This window comes from Bartonella sp. MR100HLJHH (genome assembly GCF_042194215.1).
Lineage (GTDB): Bacteria > Pseudomonadota > Alphaproteobacteria > Rhizobiales > Rhizobiaceae > Bartonella > Bartonella grahamii.
The window spans coordinates 29,581-53,183 of record NZ_JBHIMR010000005.1; the positions used below are offsets into that span (position 1 = coordinate 29,581).

Consider the following 23,603-nt stretch of genomic DNA (forward strand, 5'->3'; position numbering starts at 1 on the left):
GGGAGAAGGTAGTTTGGGACTTTTAAATTATATCGTCACTATGGGTGATTTTCTTTTAAGAAGTTTGAGTATTCTTTTCATCATTATGATTATCATTTTTGTGCACGAATTTGGGCATTATCTCATTGGTCGGTGGTGTGGTATTAAGGCGTTAGTTTTTTCGCTTGGATTTGGGCCAGAAATAGCGAGTTATACAGATAAGCATGGCACGAAGTGGCGCTTAGCACTTATCCCCGTAGGAGGGTATGTAAAGTTTGTTGGGGATGAGGAAAAAATCGATATGGTATCATCCCAATCATCTCTGATTGTTGATGGTTCATTTGCTAGTGCGCATGCTTGGAAAAAAGCAGCAACTGTTTTTGCCGGTCCTTTTTTCAATGCCCTTTTTACTGTTGTTATTCTAACATTTTTTTTCTTTATCTATGGTCGTGTAGCCATTGAGCCCGTTGTTGGTTCTTTGGTAAAAGATAGCCCTGCTCTTCAGTCCGGTTTGGAGTTAGGTGATCGTTTTGTTGAAATGGATGGACGACGGGTTGAAAGTTTTGAAGATTTGATGAATTATGTAGCTTTTCACGGAAGAGAACCCATAGAGTTTAAAATAGAACGCATGGGGCGATTCTTTACAACGGTGATTACCCCGGAAATCGTTGAGCGAGATGATGGATTTGGTAATCGAACACGAAGTGCTATGATAGGTGTAGGTGTTCCTATTGATTTAAATAATCCTGCACATTTAGATCCAACTTATATAAAACATATTCGCTATGGTTTTGTAACAGCTGTAAGAGAAGCGTCAGATCGTACTGTGTTTATCGTCACTCAAACCGTTCTTTTTATGAGTCGTTTAATAGGAGGAAAAGAGGACCGTTGTCGGCTAAGTGGACCTTCTAAAACCGTTAAAATTGCTTGGAAAGTGAGCGAGACAGGTTTTGTTTCTTTGTTGAATTTGGCAGCTTTTCTTTCAATAAGTGTTGGGCTTATTAACCTTTTTCCGATTCTACCGCTTGATGGTGGGCATCTTTTATTGCATGTCATTGAGGTCATTACTAGGAGGAAAATATCTGCTAAAATTCAGGGAATTATTTTTCGTTTAGGTTTTTCCATTCTTCTCCTTTTTATGATCTTTGTCTTTTTTAATGATTATTTTTGTTGGTTTAGCTAATTAAATTATGGAAAACGCTTTATAAATTGAGTAATAATAGCGAAAACAAATTGAAGGTTGTTTACCATGTCTGCAAAATGTTGTGGCGTCGTACATTATAATGAGTAATTAAGGAATGAAAAGTCTCGCTGTAAAAAGGTTGTTATGGCAGTTAGCTTTTTAAGGCATCATGTCCAAGGAACAAGAGTAAGGTAAAAAAGCCAATGACTACAAATTCAAAGTTTTTAAATGCAGCATCTGTATTGGTGTTAAAGATGGGGATGATTGCCCCAGCAACGGTTTTTATGTCAATTGCTGCGGTTGGAGAAATGCAAGCGTCTGTAGTCCGTTCTATTGAGGTTCGTGGGAATAAGTTTGTAAGTTCTCAGGCGATTCGAGACAATATGGGGATTAAGGCTGGACAAGGGGTTTCCAGTGCTGATGTTGATAATGCTGTGAAGAATCTTTTCGAATTGGGTTTATTTTATGATGTTAAAATAAATCCGGTAGGTGATAAATTGGTTGTATTCGTAAAAGAATATGAGGTTGTCAATCAGATATTGTTTCAGGGAAATAAATCTTTTAAAGACCCAGATCTTAAGCGGTTTATTTCTTTAAAACCGAATGAGCCTTTTAATTCTGCTAAGCTTTCTGCTGATATAAATACAATTCGTGAAGCTTATAAAACTCTTGGTCGTAATAATATCACTGTCAACGTTCAAACGATTAACCTTGGAAAAGGGCGGGTTAATGTAGTATTTAATGTTGTTGAAGGGCAAAAAACAAAGATTGGTGATATCACTTTTAAGGGGAATAGTGTCTTTGGAAGTCGTCGTTTGCGTGATGTGATTTCAACAAAAACTTCAGGAATTTTTTCGAAGTTATTGGGAGGTGATGTTTACAGTGAAGAGCGTCTCGCTGCTGATGAAGAAGCTTTACGTCGCTTTTATTATAATCGTGGTTATGCAGATTTTCGTGTAGTCTCTTCTAAAGCGACTTTTGATGCAGCAAGCAATACATATAAAATTTCTTTCGTTCTTGATGAGGGTGTGCGCTATAAAATTAGTGATATTCAGGTTGAAAGTGATGTTGATGGAATTGACGTTCAATCTGTGAAAAGGGTGCTTAAAACCCAGCCAGGTGATGTTTATAGCGCAGAAGATATTGAACAGTCTGTTGCAATTATTAATAATAAGGTTGCTGATTCGGGATATGCTTTTGCTAAAGTTGAGCCGCGGGGAAATCGTAATTTAGCAAATCATACAATTTCAATTTTATATAATATTGAACAGGGTACACGTGCTTATATTCAGCGTATTGATATACGTGGCAATGAGAAAACGCGTGATTACGTCATTCGCCGTGAGATTGATTTAAACGAAGGGGATGCTTACAATCAAACTTTATTACAGCGGGCAAAACGTCGTCTAGAAAGTTTAGGTTTCTTCAAAGCCGTTAATATTTCAATGGTGCCCACAGATCAATCTGACCAAGTTATTTTGGTAATAGATGTCGTTGAAGCTTCAACAGGAGATCTCTCTCTTTCTGGAGGATATACAACAGGGGGAACAAGTCCTGGTATGTCACTTGAAGTTTCTGTTACCGAACGTAATCTTGGGGGACGTGGTCAATATGTTCGTTTAGGATTAGGTGCGGGGCAAGAAAAATCTCGTAATTATAATTTATCATTTGTTGATCCTTATTTCTTAGGGTATCGTTTATCTGCTGGCGTTGATGTTTTTCGTAGTACTTACCGTGCTGATAAGGCCTATGATGTACGACAGACAGGTGGATCGCTACGGTTTTCATTACCTATTAATAATCAATTATCTGCTAATGTAGCTTATTCTTATGTACAGGAAGAATATGATTTTGGCGGAGAGTACGATTTTGACAAAGAGAGTGACGTAATAGAATTATATGGGAAATATTCTGGTGCGATTGTTCAAGCTGCAAAACAAAGCCCTTGGAAACGTTCATCAATTAGTTATGGTTTCACCTATAATACGATTGATGATATGAGATCCCCCCATGATGGATGGTACGTGCATCTTCTTCAGGAATATGCAGGGCTTGGTGGAAGTGCAAAGTTCTTGAAGACCACGGGTAAGGCGATGATGTACAAGACTCTTTCTGACCAGAAGGATATTGTTGGTTTGCTTTCCTTTGGGGGTGGTTATATCCACGGAATGGGCCGAGATGGTGTTCGTATTTTCGATATGTTTAAAGCGAATACTGATATGATTCGAGGGTTCAAATATAATGGAATAGGTCCGCGTCAGGTTTCCAGTAAGGGTGAGGTTTATTTCTTGGGGGGAACAACATATATGAATGCGACTGCTGAAGTACAGTTTCCTATCCCTGTTGTGCCTGAAGGGTTCGGGTTGCGCGGTGCTTTATTTGCGGATATTGCCACGCTTTATGGCAATAATTATAAAGCCGTTTTTAAGGGTGAACCGTCTGTTACCAATACCAAAAGTGCTTGGCGTTCATCTGCAGGTGTGAGTTTGATGTGGGATTCTCCGTTTGGTCCTTTGCGTTTTGATTATGCTTGGCCAATAACGAAGCAGGAAGGTGATCGTTTGCAACAATTGAATTTTGGTATTTCTACGAAGTTCTGATTTGAGTGATTTTAAGAAGGAAAAACTTGAAGAGAATAGCTTAAGCTGGGAGAGAAAGTGTTTTGATGGCGGATACATTTTTTTTTACGCCGTCCCGGCAATTGACAGTTGCAAATGTTGCTGAGTTGACGGGTGCAAAGCTTCTTAATCCAGAGTTTTCTCATAAAGTTATCAATACTCTTTCTTCACTTGAGAGTGCTGTGGAAGGTTCTCTTGTTTTTGTAGAGCATCGGAAGTTTTCTGATGCTTTACTGGACAGTTCCGCTGTTGCTGTTTTTTGTACGAATGAGATTGTTTTTAAAGTTCCCGAAACTATGGCAATTTTGGTAACATCCACACCACAGCGTGACTTTGCTCAGATTGGTCGTATTTTGTTTCCAGATTCTGTCAAGCCAATGCCTTGGTTAGGATCGAAGGGGATTTCATCGCATGCGCATATTCATCCAACGGCTAAGTTGGCACATGATGTGTGTATTGAAGCGGGAGCTGTTATTGGTAGAAATGTTGAGATTGGTGCAGGAACTCTCATTTCATCCACAGCTGTTATCGGTGAAAATTGCCGTATTGGATGTGACTGCTATATTGCTCCTAAGGTAACAGTTCAGTGTTCTATAATAGGTGATAAGGTTCAGCTTTATCCTGGTGTTTGTATTGGGCAAGATGGTTTTGGTTATGTTGGGGGCGTTTCTGGAATCGAGAAAATTCCACAGCTTGGTCGCGTTATTATTGAGGATGGTGTAGAAGTTGGTGCGAACACGACAATTGATCGTGGGACATTTCAAGATACTGTTATTGGTGAAGGAAGCAAGATTGATAATCTTGTACAAATTGCCCACAATGTAAAAATTGGCCGCTATTGTCTTATTGCTGCTCAATGTGGCATTGCGGGAAGTACATCGATAGGGGATATGTCTCAGCTTGGCGGGGGTGTTGGAGTAGCCGATCACATCATAATAGGTAAATGTGTTCAGATTGCTGCTCGTAGTGGTGTTATGAATGACATTCCGGATGGCGAAAAATGGGGAGGTAGTCCAGCGCGACCATTTAAACAATGGTTTCGTGAAGTAGCGACGTTGCGCAGTATGGGAAAAGTTAAAAAGGAGAAACGCTGATATGATCAGCAGTGAAAAGACTAAAAACTTAGAGGCTGTCGATATTGAAAAACTATTATCAATATTACCGCACCGTTATCCGTTTTTATTAATCGATCGTATAGTTGATATTGATGGTGAACAAGGAGCTATTGGTATTAAAAATATAACGATTAATGAGCCGCATTTTACGGGACATTTTCCCGCAAAGCCTGTTATGCCTGGAGTTTTGATTTTAGAAGCTATGGCACAAACGGCAGGAGCAATAGCACTTTTAAATTTAGGCAATAAGCAAACAAATTTAGTTTACCTTATGACGGTTGATAATGCGAAATTTCGTAAGCCGGTTATGCCTGGTGATCAGCTCAAGATTCATGTTCAGCTTTTGAAAAAAAGATCTGGTATGAGACGTTTTTCGTGCGTTGCAAAAGTAGAAGATGTCCGCGTCGCTGAAGCAGAAATTGCTGCGATGATTGTCGAAGAAGAATAAACGATATTTGATGGGAATTTAAAAATGTCCGGTACAAAAATCCATCCAACTGCTCTTGTGGAGAAGGGAGCGCAGCTTGGTGAGAATGTACAAGTTGGACCGTTTTGTCATATTAGTTCAGATGCTGTTATTGGTGATGGATGCAGTTTGATGAGTCATGTTGTGATAATGGGGAAGACAACGTTAGGAGCCAAGAGTAAAGTATTTTCTCATGCAGTTTTGGGGGGAGATCCGCAAAATAATAAACATAAGGGAGAGGCTACGACTCTTTCGATTGGTAAAAACTGTACGATTCGTGAAGGCGTAACAATGCATAGGGGTTCCGATTCGAGTGTAGGAATGACAGTTGTTGGTGATAATTGCCAATTTTTTTGTTATGCGCATATCGCTCATGATTGTCATGTAGGGAATCATGTAACATTCGCAAATAATGCGATGATAGCTGGTCATGTTATTATTGGTGATTATGTGATTATTGGTGGGGGTGCTGCTGTGCATCAATTTGTTCGTGTTGGGCATCATGCATTTATTGGTGGTGTATCGGCATTGGTTGGTGATCTCATTCCCTATGGAACAGCTGTTGGGGTACAGGCAAAACTTGCTGGCCTCAATATTATTGGCATGAAGCGTGCAGGACTTGAGCGTCAAGATATTCATGCACTCCGTCATGCGGTTGCCATGCTTTTTGATCATAGCAAACCATTTAAAGAGCGTGTCAGTGATGTTGCTTCTTTCTATTCTTCTTCTCAGTCTGTTCTTGATATAGTTAATTTTATTAAGGAAGAAGGAAAACGTTTTTATTGTACACCAAAATTTGAAGGTGATAGAATAAAAGAATATAAGGATTAAAAATGCCTATTTGGGGAGCCAGAGGTTTTCTTTCCGGCCGTACTGCTATTATAGCAGGAAATGGTGTTCTGCCGATTACTGTTGCGCAGGCTCTTGAGAAGAATGGAGAGAATCCTTTTCTTGTGCTTTTGCGTGGTGAGGCAGATTCTGTTCTTTCTCGCTATGAGCATTGCGAGCTATCAATTGTAGAGTTAGCGCGACTCATTAAAATCTTAAAAGAGGCTAGAGTTTATAATGTTGTTTTGGCAGGTGGTGTGAAAAAGCGCCCACTTCTTAAGCAATTGCGACTGGACTGGACAACATTTTTAGCTCTTCCTAAGTTAATCGGAGCTTTGAAGAGAGGGGATGATGCGTTATTAAAAGCTTTTATACGGATTATTGAAACGTATGGTTTTCGTGTTGTTGGTGCTCACGAGATAGTCGCAGATCTTTTAGCTCCTATAGAGTTTGATTTAACAGTGCGGCGTGCTACGCAAAAAGAGAAAAAAGATATTTTTTTAGCAGCAGAAGCAGCAAAGCTTTTAGGTCAATTAGATATCGGGCAAGCCGTTGTTGTTGTCCAAGGAAGGGTGGTTGCACTGGAGGGCGCTGAGGGAACTGATAATATGTTATGGCGTGTTTGTGAAATGCGAGAAAGAGGGCAAATTCCCCTTAAAGGTGGCGTTCTTGTAAAATGTGCAAAACCACAACAGGATAATCGCGTTGATTTACCATCAATTGGGCCCGCGACAATAATGAATATTGCAAAAAGTGGTTTATCTGGTGTTGCAGTGGAGGCAAATAGAAGTCTAATATTATCGGTGAAAACAACAATAGAAAAAGCCAATAAATATTCTCTATTTATAGAGACATTTGAAAAGTTTGCTCATGAATAATTGTTTCTTAAAGATTGCTGTGGTTTCAGGGGAGGAATCTGGTGATTTACTTGCGTCCGATTTAATTTCTTGTTTATCACAACAAACAGGATGCAATATTCATTTGATTGGTGTTGGGGGGAGGCATTTAAAGGCATTAGGTTTAAAAAGCTTTTTTGATTCCCATGATATTGCTTTAATAGGTTTAAAGGAGGTGTTGAAAAAACTACCATTATTGTTGCTACATATTCGCAATTTATCCAAATTTATTGCACAAGAACAACCTGATTGCCTCATTATTATTGATAGTCCTGATTTCACGCATCGTGTTGCAAAAAAGGTGCGCGTTTTAGCGCCTTCTATTCCTATCATTAAATATGTTGCACCAACCGTTTGGGCATGGCGTCCAGAGCGCGCTAAAGCTATGCGCAAGTTTGTTGACCATGTTTTAGCGGTTTTTCCTTTTGAAGAAAAGATTATGCAAGATTTGGGTGGTCCTCCCACGACTTATGTTGGACATCGTCTTTTGACATATCCTCCCCTTTTGATAGTTCAGTCAGAAAAAAAATGCCAATTAGAACAAAGAAATTTGAGCGATACACAAACATTATCGCCTACATTAGTTATTTTGCCAGGATCACGCAATTTAGAAATTCGTTCTTTAATGCCTATTTTTCGAGAAACAGTAGAGATTCTTGTACAACGTATTCCTCATTTACGTATTATTTTACCAACATTACCACGTTTAGCGGATAAAATTCGTGATTTTGTACAAGGCTGGAAAAGCAAAGTGGAAATTGTAGTTGGTGAAGATGCAAAATGGCGTGCTTTTGCACAAGCAGATGTTGCACTTGCAGCATCTGGAACGGTTTCACTTGAATTAGCATTAGCTAAAATTCCAACAGTCCTTTGCTATAAACTTGATCGTTTTTCTAAATTCTTTATTTTCCCTAAAATAATTTTATGGAGTGCAGCTCTTCCCAATATTATTTCTGATAAGCCTATTGTACCGGAATATTTTGATGAATTTTTACGCCCTGGTATGTTAGCAAGACAAGTAGAACAACTTTTGTTTAATCCTTTAATACGACAGGCACAACTCGATGCCTTTGAGATGGTAGAACAGAAAATGAAAACTGAAGTACCATCGGGGGGTGTTGGCGCACAAACAATTATCACTCTTTTAAAAAGCAGGAATAAAATTGTATAAATAAAGCAATATGTTAATGATTAATATTTAATTTTAGCAAGAAAATTACAAGCACGTTGGCTTTTAGGATTAGTAAAAAATTCTTCAGAGGCTGTATCTTCAACAATTTTTCCATTTTCTAGAAAGAGTATTCTTTCTGAGACTTTACGTGCGAAGCCCATTTCATGGGTAACACAAAGCATTGTGATCCCTGTATCGGCCAATCGAGCCATCACGTCTAAAACTTCTCCCACACTTTCTGGATCAAGAGCAGAGGTTGGTTCATCAAAAAGCATGACTTCAGGTTCCATACAAAGTGCACGGGCAATCGCAACACGTTGCTGTTGCCCACCAGAAAGTTGTAAAGGATATTTTTCACAGTGTTTTTCAATACCAACATGCGTTAAGTAGCGAATTGCCCGTTCTTGTGCTTGTTGTTTGGAAAGTCCTTGAACTGTCATAGGTGCTAAAATACAATTTTGTATAACGCTCATGTGGGGAAATAAATTAAAGTTCTGAAAGACCATTCCTATCTTACGAAGAACATTTTTTTGCTGTTGTATAGGAGCGGTATGGATATCAACATTATGGATACAGATTGAACCTTTTTGTGCTTGTTCTAATTGATTAATACAACGGATTAACGTTGATTTTCCTGATCCCGATGGTCCACAAATAACGATATGTTCACCAGCTTGAACATTAAAGTTGATATCATGTAGGACCTGAAAGTTTCCATACCATTTATTTAGATTTCGAATAGAGATCACAGGGTTTTTACAGGGAGAGATCGATTTATTATTTTTCAAATTCATCTTATTTTATTCTTTCATTGATGAATAACTTGATTAATTCAACATTTTTGTTTGTAAAGTTTTTTATGATCATTTTATTTACCGTAAATATCGAGTGAGGCGCTGTTCGATAAAAACAATAAAACGATGAATGAGTTCAACGATAAAGAGATAGATAAGAGCAGCCCAAACGTAAACTTGAAAATCGAAAGTCCGTGAATAAGTGAGTTTAGCAACCCCCATTAAATCATAAACAGTAATAAGTGAGGCAAGAGCACTGGATTTAATCATTAAAGTCAACTCATTTCCTAGGGGGCGTAATGCTACAATCATTGCTTGTGGAAGAATAACTCTAAAAAATGTGACAGAGTTGCTTAGACCTAAAGCTTTTGATGCTTCACGTTGCCCAGTTGTTACGGATAGAAAACTTCCTTTAAAGATCTCAGATTGATAGGCAGCAGAATTGAGAGTAAAAATAAAAAGACAACAATACCACGCGTTTTTAAAAAACCACCACAAACCAACCTGCTGCCAGAAGTCATTCATTGAACCAAGTCCATAATAAAAAAGGAAGAGTTGAACTAATAAAGGAGAGCCACGGAAAAAATAGACATAAGCATTTGCACAATACTGTAAAAATGTATTTTTTGATAAACGTGCAAAAGCGATAAGCATACCAAGAAAAAAACCAAGAGAACAAGAAATAGAAACAAGCTCAACAGTAACAATAAAGCCATTAATAAATTTTGGTCCATAATGGCTTAAAAGATCAGGATTGAAAAGGAAATAAAGCCACTCAGGAATCATTGACGTAGCACCTTTTTATCGCCTATTTGAGTGTATGTTTCCAAATGGCGTAAGATTGCAGTAAAAACCGCTGAAAATAACAAATAGAGTAAGCATGCTACAAGATAAAATAGCATGGGTTTATTGGTAGCAGCGACAGCTAAGTTCGTTTGTCGCATGAGGTCAACAAGTGCGATGGTTGAAACAAGGGATGTATCTTTCAGTAAAGTAAGCCAATTATTAGAAAGTCCTGGCAAGGCATTTCGGATGAGCTGAGGGAAGACAATACGAAAAAATGTGGTTGACCGTGAAAGGCCTAAAGCTTTAGCCGCTTCATATTGGCCTTTATCAAAAATATTAAATGCTCCAAGCCAAACTTCACAAGAAAAAGCTGCAAGAACCATACTAAGCGCAAGAACACCAGCAACAAAAGCATTGATACTGAACATGATTTCAAAATTAAAATAGTCCAAGACATTTTGAATAAGGCTTTGTAACCCGTAGTAAACTAAAAACAAAGTTAAAAGCTCTGGTAGTCCACGAAATACCGTTGAAAAGAGGCGTGCCATCGCTTTGGCCATCTTAATATTGGATCGAATCATCACTGCATTTAGAAGACCTAGAGGAAGTCCTAGAAGTCCACAACATAATGCCAATGACAATGTCATTCCTGCACTAGAAAGTATAACCGCTCCCCATCCACCATTGCTAAATGATAGCAATGCTAAATTTTCAATCATTCTTGTGTTCCTCATGAAAGAGTTAGATAATATTTTTTAGAAATAACTAGCGGGTTTTATTTAAACATCATATTGATATTTAATAGATATCACTTGTAAAATATTTTCTCATAATTTTCTCATAAGTTCCATCTAAACGGATTTCTTTTAGCGCCTTATTGAACTTATTTTTAAGATCATTATTATTTTGACGCAGTGCAATTGCAACAGGAAATTTTGTTTCTTCTAGAGTTCCTAGGAGGAGACAGCAATCTTTTCCTTCATTTTTAAGCCAATTTAATGCTTGTAATTTATCAACAATAATCACATCGAGTCGATGATTTAAAAGGTCACGATTCACTTCTATTGTGGAAGGGTAGAGTTTAATTTTCACCTCTTCAGAAGCATAATGATCTTCTGCATAGAAAGCTTGTGTTGTATTTGATTGTACACCAAGATTTTTACCTCTAAAGTCTTGTGTTGAGATTTCTTTAATTCCCGAAGCTTTGGTAACAATAACAGCCAGTGCTGTATCGTAGTAAGGATCTGTGAAGTCAATTTTTTGTAAGCGCTCTTGTGTAAGAGAGAGGGAGGCAATGATAGCATCATATTTTTTTGCAATAAGTCCAGGAATCATTCCCTCGAAGTCTTGTGTGACAACAGTACACTCAACATTCATTTTTTTACAAAGTGCATAAGATATATCAATATCAAGTCCCTGCAATTTATTATTTGAGTCAATATAACTAAAGGGAGGGTAGGTGCCTTCACTCGCAATTTTTAATGTTTTCGCATCAGCCAATTGGGTGAATAGTGCGGCGCTTATTATAAGAGCTCCTGCTAATAGTTTCATGATGTTCTCCTATTGGATAAGCGGGCAAATATGAAATCACTATGTTTTTATAATCTGTAAGCTTTTTGGGAGCAATTCAAAAATTTATTGATGTTTATTTTAGATCATTATGTTGGACATTATTATCAAAAAAATTATCTTTTTTATTGATAAAAAAAGAATAAATATCTTATTGCTTGTATGATAGGTTAATTTTCACGAAATGATAGATTTGAATCATTTCATGAGTAAAAACTAAGGATTTTTCTTGAAAGTAAGGCTATTCAATTTGAACATAAAGAAAAAATTAGATTTTGATAAATGTAAATTTTCTTATAAAACTGCCGAATTTCCAATTATCTTTGCATGTCCAATAAAGAGTTAAAAAATACTCCTTAAATATAAAAACTGAATTTTAATTCATAGTGATATCTAATCGATATTGAAAGTAAAATATTTTTTCATAATTTTTTCATAGGTTCCATCGGCGCGGATTTCTTCTATTGCTTTATTAAAACTGTTTTTAAGATCGTTATTATTTTGACGGAGTGCAATTGCAACAGGAAATTTTGTTTCTTCTAGAGTTCCTAGGAGGATACAGCAATCTTTTCCTTCATTTTCAAGCCAATTTAATGCTTTTAATTTATCAAAGATAATGATATCAAGCCGATGGCTTAAAAGATCACGATTAGCTTCTATTGCTGTAGGATAAAGTTTGATATTCACTCTTTCAGAGGCATAATGATCTTCCGCATATGCAGCTTGTGTTGTATTCGATTGTACTCCAAGATTTTTACCTCTAAAGTTTTGTGTTGAGATTTCTTTAATTCCCGAATTTTTGGTAACGATAACAGCGAGTACAGTATTGTAGTAAGGATCTGTAAAATCAATTTTTTGTAAGCGCTCTTTTGTAGGAGAAAGGGAAGAAACGATAGCATCGTATTTTTTGGCAAGAAGACCAGGAATCATCCCCTCGAAGTCTTGTGTGACAATAGTACATTCAACATTCATTTTTTTACAAAGCGCATAAGATATATCAATATCAAACCCTTGAAGTTCGTTATTTGAGTCAATATAACTAAATGGCGGATAAGAGGCATCGCTTGCAATTTTCAGCGTTTGAGAATTGGCCGATAGGGTAAACAGTGTTGCGCTTATTATAAGAGCTCCTGCTAATAATTTCATTATGTTCTCCTATTAGATAAGCTGGCAAATATGAAACCATCATGCATTTTTATAATCTGTAAGCTCTTTTGGAGCAATGTAAAAAATTTATCTGGGTTCATTTTGCTATCATTATGCTGGATATCATTATCAAAAAAAATGATTTATTCTTATTAAGTATGGGGATAAAAAATATAGGAAAGAAGTACACCTCTTGTTGATTATATGATGATTTTTAATAATTTTATTTAAAAATCAATAAGTTATATTTAAAAGGAAAACTATTAACTTAAATACAAAGAAAATTTCAGCTCTGAACAGGATAAAATGTAAAGTATTTTTATTCTAATCTACTTGAAAAGGGATAAGAATTTTTTGGCATTTTAAAGAAGCACTTAATGTAAGCCTTTTGCAATTTTATCTGGAGAAGATAGAAAGTAAAATTCTGACATTGCTAGATTTTAATATGTAATAAGGTTTTTAAACATGAGGGAATGACAGGGAATACACTTCCATTAAAGATAATGGGAATTATAAGGTAAAATTTTCAATTTCTTTTTGCTAAATGTTTGGCTAATTTGCAGAAGAGTATTCTCAATTTAAAAATTAGAATTTTTTAGTAAATTTTTATGATGATGTTACCTCTGTAAAAAGAGTTTTAAAATCACGTTTTATAAAAATTCTTAAAGGATATTTTTGGATTATTCTCAATAAAGCTTCAGTAAACTGAAGCTTTATTGATTTCTTTTTTTAATTTGCACGTTCATCTATAGGAACATAGTCACGCATAGCATGGCCTGTGTAGAGTTGTCGAGGACGACCAATTTTTTGTGCAGGGTCCTCAATCATTTCTTTCCATTGTGCTACCCACCCGACACTGCGCGCCAATGCAAAAAGAACAGTAAACATTTCAGTTGGAAAACCTAGAGCTTTTAATGTAATGCCGGAATAGAAATCAACATTGGGATAAAGCTTTTTCTCAATAAAATATTCATCACTTAAGGCAATTTTTTCAAGTTCTATTGCAATATCAAGAAGCGGGTCATCTTGAATGTTGAGTTCTTTTAAAACTTCATGACAGGTTTTTTGCATGATTTTTGCACGTGGGTCATAATTTTTATAGACACGGTGCCCAAAGCCCATAAGGCGGAAAGGATCATTTTTATCTTTTGCACGTGCAATAAATTCAGGAATTCTTTCAATAGAACCTATTTCTTGTAGCATTTTTAAACATGCTTCATTGGCACCACCATGTGCTGGTCCCCAAAGGCATGCAACACCTGCTGCAATACAGGCAAACGGATTAGCACCCGAGGATCCAGCAAGACGTACCGTAGATGTAGAAGCATTTTGTTCATGATCTGCATGAAGGATAAAGATTTGATCCATCGCCCGAGCAAGCACAGGGTTTGTTTTATATTCTTCACAAGGAACAGCAAAGCACATACGGAGGAAATTTGCAGCATAACTAAGATCATTACGTGGATAAACAAATGCTTGTCCGATACTGTATTTATAGGCCATAGCAGCAAGCGTTGGAACTTTTGAGATAAGACGAACAGAAGCAATCATTCTCTGGTGAGGATCTGTAATATCAATAGAGTCGTGATAGAACGCAGACATAGCGCCAAGGCAGGCAACCATGACGGCCATAGGATGAGAATCACGGCGGAAGCCATGGAAGAAGCGTGCAAACTGTTCGTGTACCATGGTATGCTGCATAATACATCGATCAAATTCATTTTTTTCTTGCTGTGTTGGGAGTTCACCATAAAGTAAAAGATAACAACTTTCGAGAAAGTCTCCTTTTTCAGCTAATTGATCAATAGGATAACCACGATAAAGCAATATGCCTTTATCACCGTCGATATAAGTAATTTTTGATTCACAAGAAGCTGTTGAAGTAAAACCAGGATCATAAGTAAAAATATCGGCTTTTTTGTAGAGAGAAGCAATTTCAATGACTTCAGGTCCACTCGTGCCTTTACGCAAGGGAAGCTCTACTTTTTTATCATTCACAATAATATATGCGTTATTCTCAGACATTCGGTATTCCTTTCAGATCCTTCACTGCTAAAAATTAAGACTCTGCTTCATCAGAGTGGGGGATGTATAACTGAAGCTTTTCTTACTTATATTTAATGGTAGATTGCCTCTAAAAGTGAGTACATGCAATCTAAAAATATTTCCTTATTGATCATTATTACTCAATAAAAAATGTATTTCAATGATATAACATAAAAAACTCTTCTAGGGCGCGTTGAGATATCTGTATAGATCCCTATTTGAGGAAATATACTCAGTACACATTATGAGCATATTGTTGTGATAAGTTGGTCCTTGATGCGATGAAGGGATTCATCGCGTCCTAATAAAATAAGAACATCTAAAACACCTGGTGATGTTGCAGATCCTGTAAGAGCTGCGCGAAGTGGTTGGGCAATAGATCCAAATTTGAGATTCTGTGTTTGTACACAAGAGCGAAGTGTTTCATCTAGGTTTTTTGTATCCCAAGAGGGGCAAGCTTTCAGGGCAAGATAAAGATCATTTAAAATGGTTCGTCCATTTTTATCTAAGAGCATTTGTGCTTTTTCATCAAGTTGTAAAGGTCGTTGCGTAAAAATGAAGGAGGCATTGTCAATCAGTTCGCACAGTGTTTTTGAACGTTCTTTCAAATGTGGGATTGCTTTTAAAAATTGAACACGGCGTTTTTCATCAAGTCTTTCAATAATTTGTGCTCCCCTATCGGTTTCTGGTAGAATATTAAGAGCGGCATCAAAAAGTTCTTGATCATTACTCATGCGCATATAATGTCCGTTGATGGAATCGAGCTTTTTGAGATCAAAACGAGCAGCACCTTTGTTAATATCCTCAATGTCAAACCAAGAAATCATATCTTTAAGCGACATCAATTCGTCATCACCATGACTCCAACCTAAACGGACAAGGTAATTGCGCAAAGCAGCAGGAAGATATCCCATTGTTCGGTAGGCATCAACACCGAGTGCACCATGCCGCTTTGATAATTTTGCACCGTTTTCACCATGGATAAGAGGAATGTGTGCCATAACAGGAATATCCCATCCCATTGCCTTAAAGATGATCATTTGTCGGGCAGCATTGGTAAGATGATCATCCCCACGTATAATATGTGTGATGCCCATATCATGATCATCAACGACAACAGCATGCATATAAGTAGGCGAACCATCAGAACGCAAAATAATAAAGTCATCGAGATCTTTATTAGGAAAACGAACATCACCTTGAACACGATCATGTACAATCGTTTCTCCTTCTTCAGGGGCTTTGATGCGAATAACAGGCTTAACACCTTTAGGAGCTTCAGAACGATCACGGTCCCGCCAACGTCCATCATAACGTGGTGGGCGCCCTTCTGCACGGGCTTTTTCACGCATTTCAGCTAACTCCTCAGGTGAAGCATAACAATAATATGCTTTGCCGTCTTTGACCAACTGTTCGGCGATTTGTCGGTGACGTTCAGCACGTTCAAATTGCGAAATAGGGGTGCCATCATAACTAAGCCCCATCCAGTGTAAGCCATCTATAATAGCTTTTACAGCTGCTTCTGTTGAGCGCTCTCGGTCTGTATCTTCAATTCGTAAAAGCATTTTTCCACCGGTATGTTTTGCATAAAGCCAATTAAAAAGAGCAGTACGAGCGCCACCAATATGAAGGAAGCCAGTGGGTGAAGGGGCAAAACGAGTAATAACAGACACGAAATATTTTCCTTTAAACTGAGATATTACTTATAGAACTTTATAGAAAAATCATGTTAGCATAGGTGATGGGGTGTGCAATAGCCATATTGCGAGTTAAAGTGGGGGGCGGATGTTTTATCAAAGTAAAGTTAAAGAGGGTTTATCCGAAAAATCTGTTACAGAAAGAAAAAAGCCATGTCAAATAGGGCAGAGTATTTTTTCTAGATATGATGATGCAAAGAACGGCAGTTATAACCAACAAAAACTTTTTTTATTGACACTCTCAAAAGAAGTAATCATTCGTTTTCGCAAATGGCTAGAAGATTGTATCAATAAAGAAGTTTCTTTTGGTATCCTTTTTTCGCTGATTTTAATCTTTTTTGCTCTAGGAATCATTTTTTATTTTCATTTAGAGTGGGAGCCAAGTTGGGGACAATTGGGGGCGTTGGTCAGTATTTTTCTGGGAATATTCTATGTTGCACGTTTTTATCGAAAAATATGGATTCCCGTGGGATTTTTGTTTTGTATTATATTGGGTGTTTTGGCGGCAAAAATAGAAACGTGGCGTATTGCAACACCCATGTTAAGCAGTGACATCGTCACCACATTGACGGGAAGAATTGTTTCTATTGAGTTAGGCACCAAAGGGGGATTTCGTTTAGTTTTGGATGTTTTGAGTACAGAAAAGCCCATATTATGCCATAGTCTTCATCGTATTCGTTTATCGGCAAGATATTTGCCATCTGGCTTAGCAATTGGTGATGGACTATATGGGAAAGTTAAGATTCGTGCATTTTCTGGGCCAGTGCGTCCAGGAGGCTACGACTTTAGTTTTCATAATTATTTTAAAAGAATTGGGGCACAAGGCGTTTATTTAGGAAAACCAAGAAAAATATCGGTTTCGCAGCCTGATGGAATATTCGCTATCATTCTACAGAAAATTGAAAATTTACGCACGAAGATGACACAAAGAATCCGTATAGCCCTTGAAGGAGAAAAGGGGAGTGTTGCTGCTGCTCTTATAACAGGGCAGCGTGCTGGCATTTCAAATGAGACAAATGAAGCATTACGTACGGCTGGATTAGCCCATATTTTATCAATATCCGGTTTACATATGGCGTTGTTAAGCGGCATAGTTCTTTTGAGTATCCGTAGTTTTTTAGCATTTTTTCCAGTTTTTTCTTCCTATTATTCCAGTAAAAAATTTGCTGCTATCGTTGCGTTTATGATAACAGCTTTTTATTTGTTATTGTCGGGCTTAGCAATATCAGCGCAAAGAAGTTTTGTGATGATTGCTGTTATGTTGGTTGCTATATTGTGTAATCGCTCTGCTATAACAATGCGTAATTTTTCTATTGCAGGGTTGATAACTCTGGCGATGACACCCCATGAAATATTAGGTCCTAGCTTTCAAATGTCCTTTTCTGCGACTGCTGCTTTGATCGCTTTTTTTGATTGGTGGAGTGGAAGATCATTTTTTCGTAAAAGAAAAACAACACCCTCTTATGTTGGAGGAGGAGTGATAAATTTTGCTTTCTTATCGATGCTTTCAACATGTGCTTCTTCCCTTGTTGCAGGGAGTGCAAGTGGAATTTATGCTGCGTATCATTTTTCTAATACGGCATCTTTGAGCATTATCAGTAATGCTTTTGCTTTGCCTGTCATTTCAATTTTCGTCATTCCTTTTGGATTAATTGCAGTCCTCGCAATGTTAGGAGGATTCGAATGGCTCCCCCTTCAAATTATGGGGTTTGGTGTTGATATTGTGATAAAGATTGCGCATGTTATCAAGGCTATTTCTCCTGATTTGAATCCTGGTTTTATGCCGTTATCTGCGTTGGTTTTATTGAGTATAGGCTTGGTTGGACTGACTTTTTGCAAAACACTCATCCGGCTCTTTTTTAGTTTGTTTATTTTGGCTGGTATTTCTATTTGCGTAATGCATTCACCTGTACAACTGATTATAGCAGATAATATGCGTCTCGTGGGCGTTATCCATGATAAAAAATTATATATTGATCGTTACCATATTTCTAAGTTCACGACATCCATATGGAAAAAGTCATTTCGTGTGAATGAAACGATTAAACCAACAAAATATGGTCCTTCGTTGCACGGACAATTTATTTGTGATTATCATGTATGTACGTCATTATTAGAGAATGGATTAAAAGTGGTTGTTTTACAGAGAGAAATAGATCAATGTGTAGAGGCAGATATTCTCATTCATACATTTGTAATGCGTAATCCAACATGTTATAAGAAGGCAAAAATAATATTTACGCCTCAACAATTGTTATCACGAGGAAGCGTTATGATGACCAAAGGTGGAGATATTATTTGGTCTTCGCTAGGGTTTCATAGACCATGGAATATGCACAGACAGCATTCATAAAAAATATAATCTATCATATTTTGCTTCACATTTGGATAATGACAAAACAAAAAATAATAGAAGACTCTTCTGATAAAATTTTGCGGTATTTAAATTAGTAAGTTTATCAAAGTTATTGAAACGAGATAATAATCTACAGTTTTCTAGAAATAGATGATTTTTATATCTGATCATTTTAAATTTTTCAAAAAAATTGATATGTGCATCCTATTGATAGCACAAGATAAATCAAAAATTCTTATTGAATGAGAAAAATGCTAACAAATTTTCTCAAAGAAATAAAAAAGATAATTGTTGATTATTCTATTTTATTCTTATCATATATTTCTATAACGAGTAACATCTCTCCAAGCAAAAGATGATGGTAAATTTAAATAGATTGCGTCAAGAGGTTATCTTTTATTATCATTATTATCGGTGGTAATAGGGGTGATAAATGCTGCTTATACGGATAAAAGGCAAAGTCATTCATGGATGTTCAGCAGTTAAAAAAAATGGCAGCTATTAAAGCGCTTGAATTTATTGAAGATGATATGCGGCTTGGTATTGGATCTGGTTCGACAGTCAATGAATTTATTCGTCTTCTTGGTGGGCGTGTTGCGGATGGTTTGCGAGTGACTGGTGTTGCTACTTCACGATATTCTGAACAACTCTGTCGTAAGTTTGGAGTGCCTGTTAGCACTTTAGAACAAATACCTGAACTGGATCTTGATATTGACGGAGCAGATGAAATTGGTCCTGAGATGATGCTCATTAAAGGTGGAGGGGGAGCATTGTTGTATGAAAAAATTGTAGCATCGGCATCTCGTGCAATGCTTGTCATTGCTGATGAAACAAAGGTGGTAAAACGACTTGGTGCTTTTGCACTACCAATTGAAGTTAATCCATTTGGTATCCATACAACATGCAGAGCCATCGAAAAAGTCGCTGAGGATTTAGGGCTTTCTGGAGAAATTGCATTGCGAATGAATGGAAAAAATCCTTTTGAAACAGATGGTGGCCATTTTATTCTTGATGCATTTTGGGGCTGCATTTTGCAACCAAAACCATTATCGGATGCACTTCTTGCCATTCCTGGTGTTGTTGAGCATGGACTTTTTTTGGGATTGGCTTCACGTGCAATTGTAGCTATGGCTGATGGTCAAACAAAAATTTTAGAATCTTTTGATTTTTAGAGAAGACAGTTTCATGACGATATGTTAGCACAATACAATAAATCAAAGAGTATTGAAATTTTGAATAAATAACGCATTCGAATTATAATTAATTATCGGGGTAATCATTAAATGAAAACAATATTTTCTTTTCAGCGTTTTGTCGTATATTTAGGTGTAGTTGCCGTTTTCGTTGTGAATATTGGAATGGCTTATGCACAAGGTGTGAGCGATCAGCATTTAGCTTCAGCTAGAAAGGCTATAAGTGCCATTCACGCAACGGATCAGTTTGATAGTTTTTTACCAAATGCGGTAGATGATCTTAAAACTGCACTGATGAGGGCTGATCCAAATTTGGCAGAGACTATTTCTGATATTGTTGATAAGCAGGCGCTTGCTTTAATTAAAAGGCGCTCTGATCTAGAAAAAGAGATTGCTCATGTATATGCAAAATATTTTACTCAAAAAGAGCTTGATGCAATAACGGCATTCTACAATTCTGATACCGGTAAAAAGTTTTTGACAGAGGTCCCCAATATCGCACGTGATTCTTATTCAGCATTTGATGCATGGCGTTCTGCGCTTATGCGGGATCTTGTAGAAAATGTGAAAAAAGAGATGTCTGAAACAGTTAATTTGAATAATTCTACTATGCCTACAAATATGCCTATAAAATCAGAATCTTCAGAAAATAAAAAATAGCTTGATTGATATCATGACAACCAATGGGCAATTTCTGATTTTTTAAATAGCGGCGGTTTTTCCGCCGTTTTTAATATTTTAATGAGAGTAGGTCTTTTTAGAATACGGCTTTATAAAAAAATGCTTCTTCAAAAGAAAAAAAGACTTTCATTTGATAATAAATGATCTTAGCCTATTCTTGCAGATACATAAGAAGGAATAATTCGTGGGCTCTTTTGACTTTGATTTATTTGTTATTGGAAGTGGTTCTGGTGGAGTACGTGCAGCACGGCTTGCTGGAGGACTTGGTAAGCGTGTTGCTATAGCAGAGGAATATCGTATAGGGGGTACTTGTGTTATTCGTGGTTGTGTTCCCAAAAAACTTTATGTTTATGCATCACAATATGTAAAAGAATTTAAGAAAAGTGTTGGTTTTGGGTGGAAATATGCGGATCCAATTTTTAGCTGGGAAAAGTTGGTTGCAGCTAAAAATAAAGAAATATCAAGGTTAGAAGGGCTGTATCGTAAGGGATTAGAAAATAACAATGTGCATATTTATGAAAGTCGTGCTACTTTTATAGATGATCACACATTAGAGCTTTCTGCCACGGGTGAGCGGGTAAGTGCGAAAAAGATTTTGATTGCAACAGGGGCAAAATTTGCACCAAATACTCCCATAGAAGGCGGTGGATTTTGCCTCACTTCTAATGAGATTTTTGACCTTGATCAACTCCCAAAATCGATAGTCATTGTTGGTGGAGGGTATATTGGTGTTGAATTTGCTAATATTTTTCATGAATTGGGGGTAAAAACAACGCTGCTCCATCGTGGTGATTTAATCCTTCGTGGTTTTGATCATGATTTGCGGCAATTGCTTAGCGATGCAATGATTGAAAAAGGGATTTCTATTCTCTATGGCGTAACAATTTCTAAAGTGCAGGCTGCAGAAAATTGTTATGAAGTTGTTTTATCAAATGGGCAAACGATCGGTGCCGATCAGATTATGTTGGCTACGGGGCGTGTACCAAATACAACAGGTTTAAGACTTGAGCGAGCAGGTGTTCAAGTGGATGAATTTGGTGCAGTTGTTGTTGATGAAAGAATGACAACGAATGTACCCCATATTTGGGCTGTTGGTGATGTAACAGGTCATATTCAATTAACACCTGTTGCGATTCATGATGCAATGTGTTTCGTGAAGACTGCGTTTGAGAATATTCCCACGACACCTGATTATGATTTAATTACGACGGCAGTTTTTTCTCAGCCAGAGATTGGAACAGTTGGTCTTTCAGAAGAAGATGCGGTACGTCGTTATAAGCGTCTTGAAATTTATCGTACAGTTTTTCGTCCTATGCGTAATGTTTTTTCTGATAGTTCAGAGAAAATGCTTATGAAACTCATTGTTGATGGTGAAAGCCGTATTGTTGTGGGCGCTCATATTTTAGGGGAAAACGCTGGTGAGATGGCACAGCTTATTGGGATAGCTCTCAAAGGAAAGCTGACGAAGGATATCTTTGATGAAACGATGGCAGTGCATCCAACGATGGCAGAAGAATTGGTAACGATGTATAAACCAAGTTATATATATGAAAATGGGAAGAAAATAGAAAGTTAAACAGCATATATTGCGGTAAAAAGCTTTTGATATGCCAATCTGTAAGATTAATCTTTAGAGAGAGTGTAATGATAAAAGAATGGGCACCTGACTCTTGGAGAACAAGGCCAATTAAACAAGTTCCGACTTATCCGGATAAGTCTATGTTAGAAGATGTTGAACGAAAACTGAGAAGTTATCCTCCTTTAGTTTTTGCCGGTGAAGCACGTGATTTAAAAAATGAATTAGCAGCTGTTGCAAAAGGACAAGCTTTTTTATTGCAAGGTGGTGATTGTGCCGAAAGCTTTGCAGAACATGAAGCTGATAATATCCGTGATTTTTTTCGTGTATTTTTGCAAATGGCAATTGTTTTAACCTTTGGTAGTTCTAAACCGGTTGTTAAAATTGGTCGTATTGCTGGTCAATTTGCAAAGCCCCGCTCTTCTGATATCGAAAGCAAAGAGGGAGTTGAATTTCCTGCTTATCGGGGGGATATTATTAATGGCATTGAGTTTGAAGCCGATTCTCGTATTCCAGATCCGCAACGGATGTCTATGGCTTACCGCCAATCTGCGGCAACACTTAATCTATTGCGTGCTTTTTCACAAGGTGGCTATGCTAATTTAGAAAATGTACACACATGGATGTTGAGTTTTGTTTCTAACAGTCCGCAGGGGGAACGTTATGAATTATTGGCAGAGCGTATTTCTGAAGCAATTGATTTTATGCGTTCTATAGGGATTACATCCAAAACACATTCTTCATTGCGTGAAACATCTTTTTATACCAGTCATGAAGCACTTTTGCTTGGTTATGAAGAGGCTTTGACTCGGATTGATTCAACTTCAGGAAATTGGTATGCAACATCCGGTCATATGTTATGGATTGGTGACCGTACACGTCAGATTGACCATGCTCACGTTGAATATTGTCGCGGCGTTAAAAATCCTATAGGATTAAAATGTGGTCCTTCCATTGAGTCTGATGAGCTTTTAAAATTAATTGATATTTTAAATCCAGAAAACGAGCTGGGGCGGCTTACTCTCATTACGCGTTTTGGGTATGATAAAGTTGAAAGTTATCTGCCTAAACTCATCCGTGCCGTTGAATGTGAGAAGCGTGCGGTTATATGGTCATGTGATCCAATGCATGGCAATACGATTACTGCCAATGGTTATAAGACGCGTCCCTTTGATTATGTTTTAAAAGAAGTAGAGAATTTTTTTGCAGTACATCGTGGAGAGGGAACTTATCCAGGAGGTATCCATATTGAGATGACAGGTCGTGATGTTACTGAATGTACAGGAGGGGCGCATGCTATTTCTGTAGACGATTTATCTGATCGTTATCATACGCAATGTGATCCACGGTTAAATGCAGATCAAGCGTTAGAATTGGCTTTTCTTGTTGCTGAACTCCTTAAAAAAAATCGTGTGACTGATTCGTTAGGAGTTGCTGCTGGTGGGTAGGAAAATTTTTCCTAATATACTTTTAGGTCATTATGGCAGAAGAGAATTTTTAAAA

At 37.2% G+C, this 23,603-nt stretch carries 19 protein-coding genes; 12 read left to right on the forward strand and 7 right to left on the reverse strand.

The window, feature by feature from the left end; genetic code table 11:
- Positions 1 to 13: 13 nt before the first annotated feature.
- The 7 genes from ACFIJ7_RS04070 to lpxB all read left to right on the forward strand — a co-directional run bounded on the left by ACFIJ7_RS04070 (position 14) and on the right by lpxB (position 8,256).
- Positions 14 to 1,162: an RIP metalloprotease gene (locus ACFIJ7_RS04070; RefSeq protein WP_375636269.1), complete on the forward strand. Its 1,149-nt coding sequence runs from the start codon at positions 14 to 16 to the stop codon at positions 1,160 to 1,162.
- A gap of 203 nt (positions 1,163 to 1,365) precedes the next feature.
- Positions 1,366 to 3,762, forward strand: a complete 2,397-nt coding sequence (gene bamA / locus ACFIJ7_RS04075; RefSeq protein WP_375636271.1) for an outer membrane protein assembly factor BamA — start codon at positions 1,366 to 1,368, stop codon at positions 3,760 to 3,762.
- A gap of 65 nt (positions 3,763 to 3,827) precedes the next feature.
- A complete protein-coding gene (gene lpxD, locus ACFIJ7_RS04080; protein ID WP_375636272.1) occupies positions 3,828 to 4,874 on the forward strand; it encodes a UDP-3-O-(3-hydroxymyristoyl)glucosamine N-acyltransferase in 1,047 nt (348 codons plus the stop codon).
- 1 nt (position 4,875) lies between these two features.
- Positions 4,876 to 5,343, forward strand: coding sequence for a 3-hydroxyacyl-ACP dehydratase FabZ (gene fabZ / locus ACFIJ7_RS04085; protein WP_375626256.1), 468 nt, complete (start codon positions 4,876 to 4,878; stop codon positions 5,341 to 5,343).
- A gap of 24 nt (positions 5,344 to 5,367) precedes the next feature.
- On the forward strand, positions 5,368 to 6,192 hold the full coding sequence (gene lpxA / locus ACFIJ7_RS04090; protein WP_375636274.1) for an acyl-ACP--UDP-N-acetylglucosamine O-acyltransferase: 825 nt from the start codon (positions 5,368 to 5,370) through the stop codon (positions 6,190 to 6,192).
- A gap of 2 nt (positions 6,193 to 6,194) precedes the next feature.
- On the forward strand, positions 6,195 to 7,067 hold the full coding sequence (locus tag ACFIJ7_RS04095; RefSeq protein WP_375636276.1) for an LpxI family protein: 873 nt from the start codon (positions 6,195 to 6,197) through the stop codon (positions 7,065 to 7,067).
- Complete coding sequence (gene lpxB / locus ACFIJ7_RS04100; RefSeq protein WP_375644673.1) at positions 7,060 to 8,256, forward strand: lipid-A-disaccharide synthase; 1,197 nt, start codon at positions 7,060 to 7,062, stop codon at positions 8,254 to 8,256. Before ACFIJ7_RS04095 ends, lpxB begins: the two co-directional genes overlap by 8 nt.
- Positions 8,257 to 8,276: 20 nt before the next feature.
- On the opposite strand, the gene ACFIJ7_RS04105 is transcribed toward lpxB, so the two are convergent.
- The 7 genes from ACFIJ7_RS04105 to gltX form a co-directional block, all read right to left on the reverse strand.
- Positions 8,277 to 9,050 (reverse strand): amino acid ABC transporter ATP-binding protein, encoded by a 774-nt coding sequence (locus ACFIJ7_RS04105; protein ID WP_375644674.1) that lies wholly within the window; start codon positions 9,048 to 9,050, stop codon positions 8,277 to 8,279.
- Positions 9,051 to 9,128: 78 nt separating this feature from the next.
- Complete coding sequence (locus ACFIJ7_RS04110; protein ID WP_375636281.1) at positions 9,129 to 9,836, reverse strand: ABC transporter permease; 708 nt, start codon at positions 9,834 to 9,836, stop codon at positions 9,129 to 9,131.
- Positions 9,833 to 10,555, reverse strand: coding sequence for an ABC transporter permease (locus ACFIJ7_RS04115; protein ID WP_375636283.1), 723 nt, complete (start codon positions 10,553 to 10,555; stop codon positions 9,833 to 9,835). Before ACFIJ7_RS04115 ends, ACFIJ7_RS04110 begins: the two co-directional genes overlap by 4 nt.
- A gap of 79 nt (positions 10,556 to 10,634) precedes the next feature.
- Positions 10,635 to 11,387 (reverse strand): transporter substrate-binding domain-containing protein, encoded by a 753-nt coding sequence (locus tag ACFIJ7_RS04120; protein ID WP_012755056.1) that lies wholly within the window; start codon positions 11,385 to 11,387, stop codon positions 10,635 to 10,637.
- Positions 11,388 to 11,798: 411 nt separating this feature from the next.
- Complete coding sequence (locus ACFIJ7_RS04125; protein ID WP_012755057.1) at positions 11,799 to 12,551, reverse strand: transporter substrate-binding domain-containing protein; 753 nt, start codon at positions 12,549 to 12,551, stop codon at positions 11,799 to 11,801.
- Positions 12,552 to 13,280: 729 nt separating this feature from the next.
- The gene (gltA, locus tag ACFIJ7_RS04130) at positions 13,281 to 14,576 is read right to left on the reverse strand and encodes a citrate synthase (RefSeq protein ID WP_375636285.1); all 1,296 of its coding nucleotides are present in this window, start codon (positions 14,574 to 14,576) and stop codon (positions 13,281 to 13,283) included.
- Positions 14,577 to 14,839: 263 nt separating this feature from the next.
- The gene (gltX, locus tag ACFIJ7_RS04135) at positions 14,840 to 16,270 is read right to left on the reverse strand and encodes a glutamate--tRNA ligase (RefSeq protein WP_375636287.1); all 1,431 of its coding nucleotides are present in this window, start codon (positions 16,268 to 16,270) and stop codon (positions 14,840 to 14,842) included.
- A gap of 112 nt (positions 16,271 to 16,382) precedes the next feature.
- Between gltX and ACFIJ7_RS04140 the strand changes: the two genes are divergently transcribed.
- From ACFIJ7_RS04140 to ACFIJ7_RS04160, 5 genes are all read left to right on the forward strand, one after another.
- The gene (locus ACFIJ7_RS04140; RefSeq protein ID WP_375636288.1) at positions 16,383 to 18,647 is read left to right on the forward strand and encodes a ComEC/Rec2 family competence protein; all 2,265 of its coding nucleotides are present in this window, start codon (positions 16,383 to 16,385) and stop codon (positions 18,645 to 18,647) included.
- Between the two features lie 470 nt (positions 18,648 to 19,117).
- Positions 19,118 to 19,822 (forward strand): ribose-5-phosphate isomerase RpiA, encoded by a 705-nt coding sequence (gene rpiA / locus ACFIJ7_RS04145; RefSeq protein ID WP_375636290.1) that lies wholly within the window; start codon positions 19,118 to 19,120, stop codon positions 19,820 to 19,822.
- A gap of 111 nt (positions 19,823 to 19,933) precedes the next feature.
- Entirely contained in the window at positions 19,934 to 20,503 is a 570-nt protein-coding gene (locus ACFIJ7_RS04150; RefSeq protein WP_375636292.1) for a DUF2059 domain-containing protein, read from the forward strand.
- A gap of 205 nt (positions 20,504 to 20,708) precedes the next feature.
- On the forward strand, positions 20,709 to 22,100 hold the full coding sequence (gor, locus tag ACFIJ7_RS04155; RefSeq protein ID WP_375636294.1) for a glutathione-disulfide reductase: 1,392 nt from the start codon (positions 20,709 to 20,711) through the stop codon (positions 22,098 to 22,100).
- A 68-nt stretch (positions 22,101 to 22,168) separates the two neighbouring features.
- Positions 22,169 to 23,548 carry a class II 3-deoxy-7-phosphoheptulonate synthase gene (locus ACFIJ7_RS04160; protein WP_375644675.1) on the forward strand — a complete coding sequence of 460 codons (1,380 nt, stop codon included), beginning with the start codon at positions 22,169 to 22,171 and terminating at the stop codon, positions 23,546 to 23,548.
- The last annotated feature ends 55 nt before the right edge of the window (positions 23,549 to 23,603 follow it).

Coding starts and splice junctions, on each gene's coding strand:
- lpxD (WP_375636272.1), top strand. CDS start 3,828: ATGGCGGATACATTTTTTTTTACGCCGTCCCGGCAATTGACAGTTGCA.
- ACFIJ7_RS04095 (WP_375636276.1), top strand. CDS start 6,195: ATGCCTATTTGGGGAGCCAGAGGTTTTCTTTCCGGCCGTACTGCTATT.
- ACFIJ7_RS04110 (WP_375636281.1), bottom strand. CDS start 9,836: ATGATTCCTGAGTGGCTTTATTTCCTTTTCAATCCTGATCTTTTAAGC.
- fabZ (WP_375626256.1), top strand. CDS start 4,876: ATGATCAGCAGTGAAAAGACTAAAAACTTAGAGGCTGTCGATATTGAA.
- ACFIJ7_RS04125 (WP_012755057.1), bottom strand. CDS start 12,551: ATGAAATTATTAGCAGGAGCTCTTATAATAAGCGCAACACTGTTTACC.
- ACFIJ7_RS04115 (WP_375636283.1), bottom strand. CDS start 10,555: ATGATTGAAAATTTAGCATTGCTATCATTTAGCAATGGTGGATGGGGA.
- ACFIJ7_RS04105 (WP_375644674.1), bottom strand. CDS start 9,050: ATGAATTTGAAAAATAATAAATCGATCTCTCCCTGTAAAAACCCTGTG.
- ACFIJ7_RS04160 (WP_375644675.1), top strand. CDS start 22,169: ATGATAAAAGAATGGGCACCTGACTCTTGGAGAACAAGGCCAATTAAA.
- ACFIJ7_RS04120 (WP_012755056.1), bottom strand. CDS start 11,387: ATGAAACTATTAGCAGGAGCTCTTATAATAAGCGCCGCACTATTCACC.
- gltA (WP_375636285.1), bottom strand. CDS start 14,576: ATGTCTGAGAATAACGCATATATTATTGTGAATGATAAAAAAGTAGAG.
- lpxB (WP_375644673.1), top strand. CDS start 7,060: ATGAATAATTGTTTCTTAAAGATTGCTGTGGTTTCAGGGGAGGAATCT.
- bamA (WP_375636271.1), top strand. CDS start 1,366: ATGACTACAAATTCAAAGTTTTTAAATGCAGCATCTGTATTGGTGTTA.
- ACFIJ7_RS04150 (WP_375636292.1), top strand. CDS start 19,934: ATGAAAACAATATTTTCTTTTCAGCGTTTTGTCGTATATTTAGGTGTA.
- ACFIJ7_RS04140 (WP_375636288.1), top strand. CDS start 16,383: ATGTTTTATCAAAGTAAAGTTAAAGAGGGTTTATCCGAAAAATCTGTT.
- lpxA (WP_375636274.1), top strand. CDS start 5,368: ATGTCCGGTACAAAAATCCATCCAACTGCTCTTGTGGAGAAGGGAGCG.
- rpiA (WP_375636290.1), top strand. CDS start 19,118: ATGGATGTTCAGCAGTTAAAAAAAATGGCAGCTATTAAAGCGCTTGAA.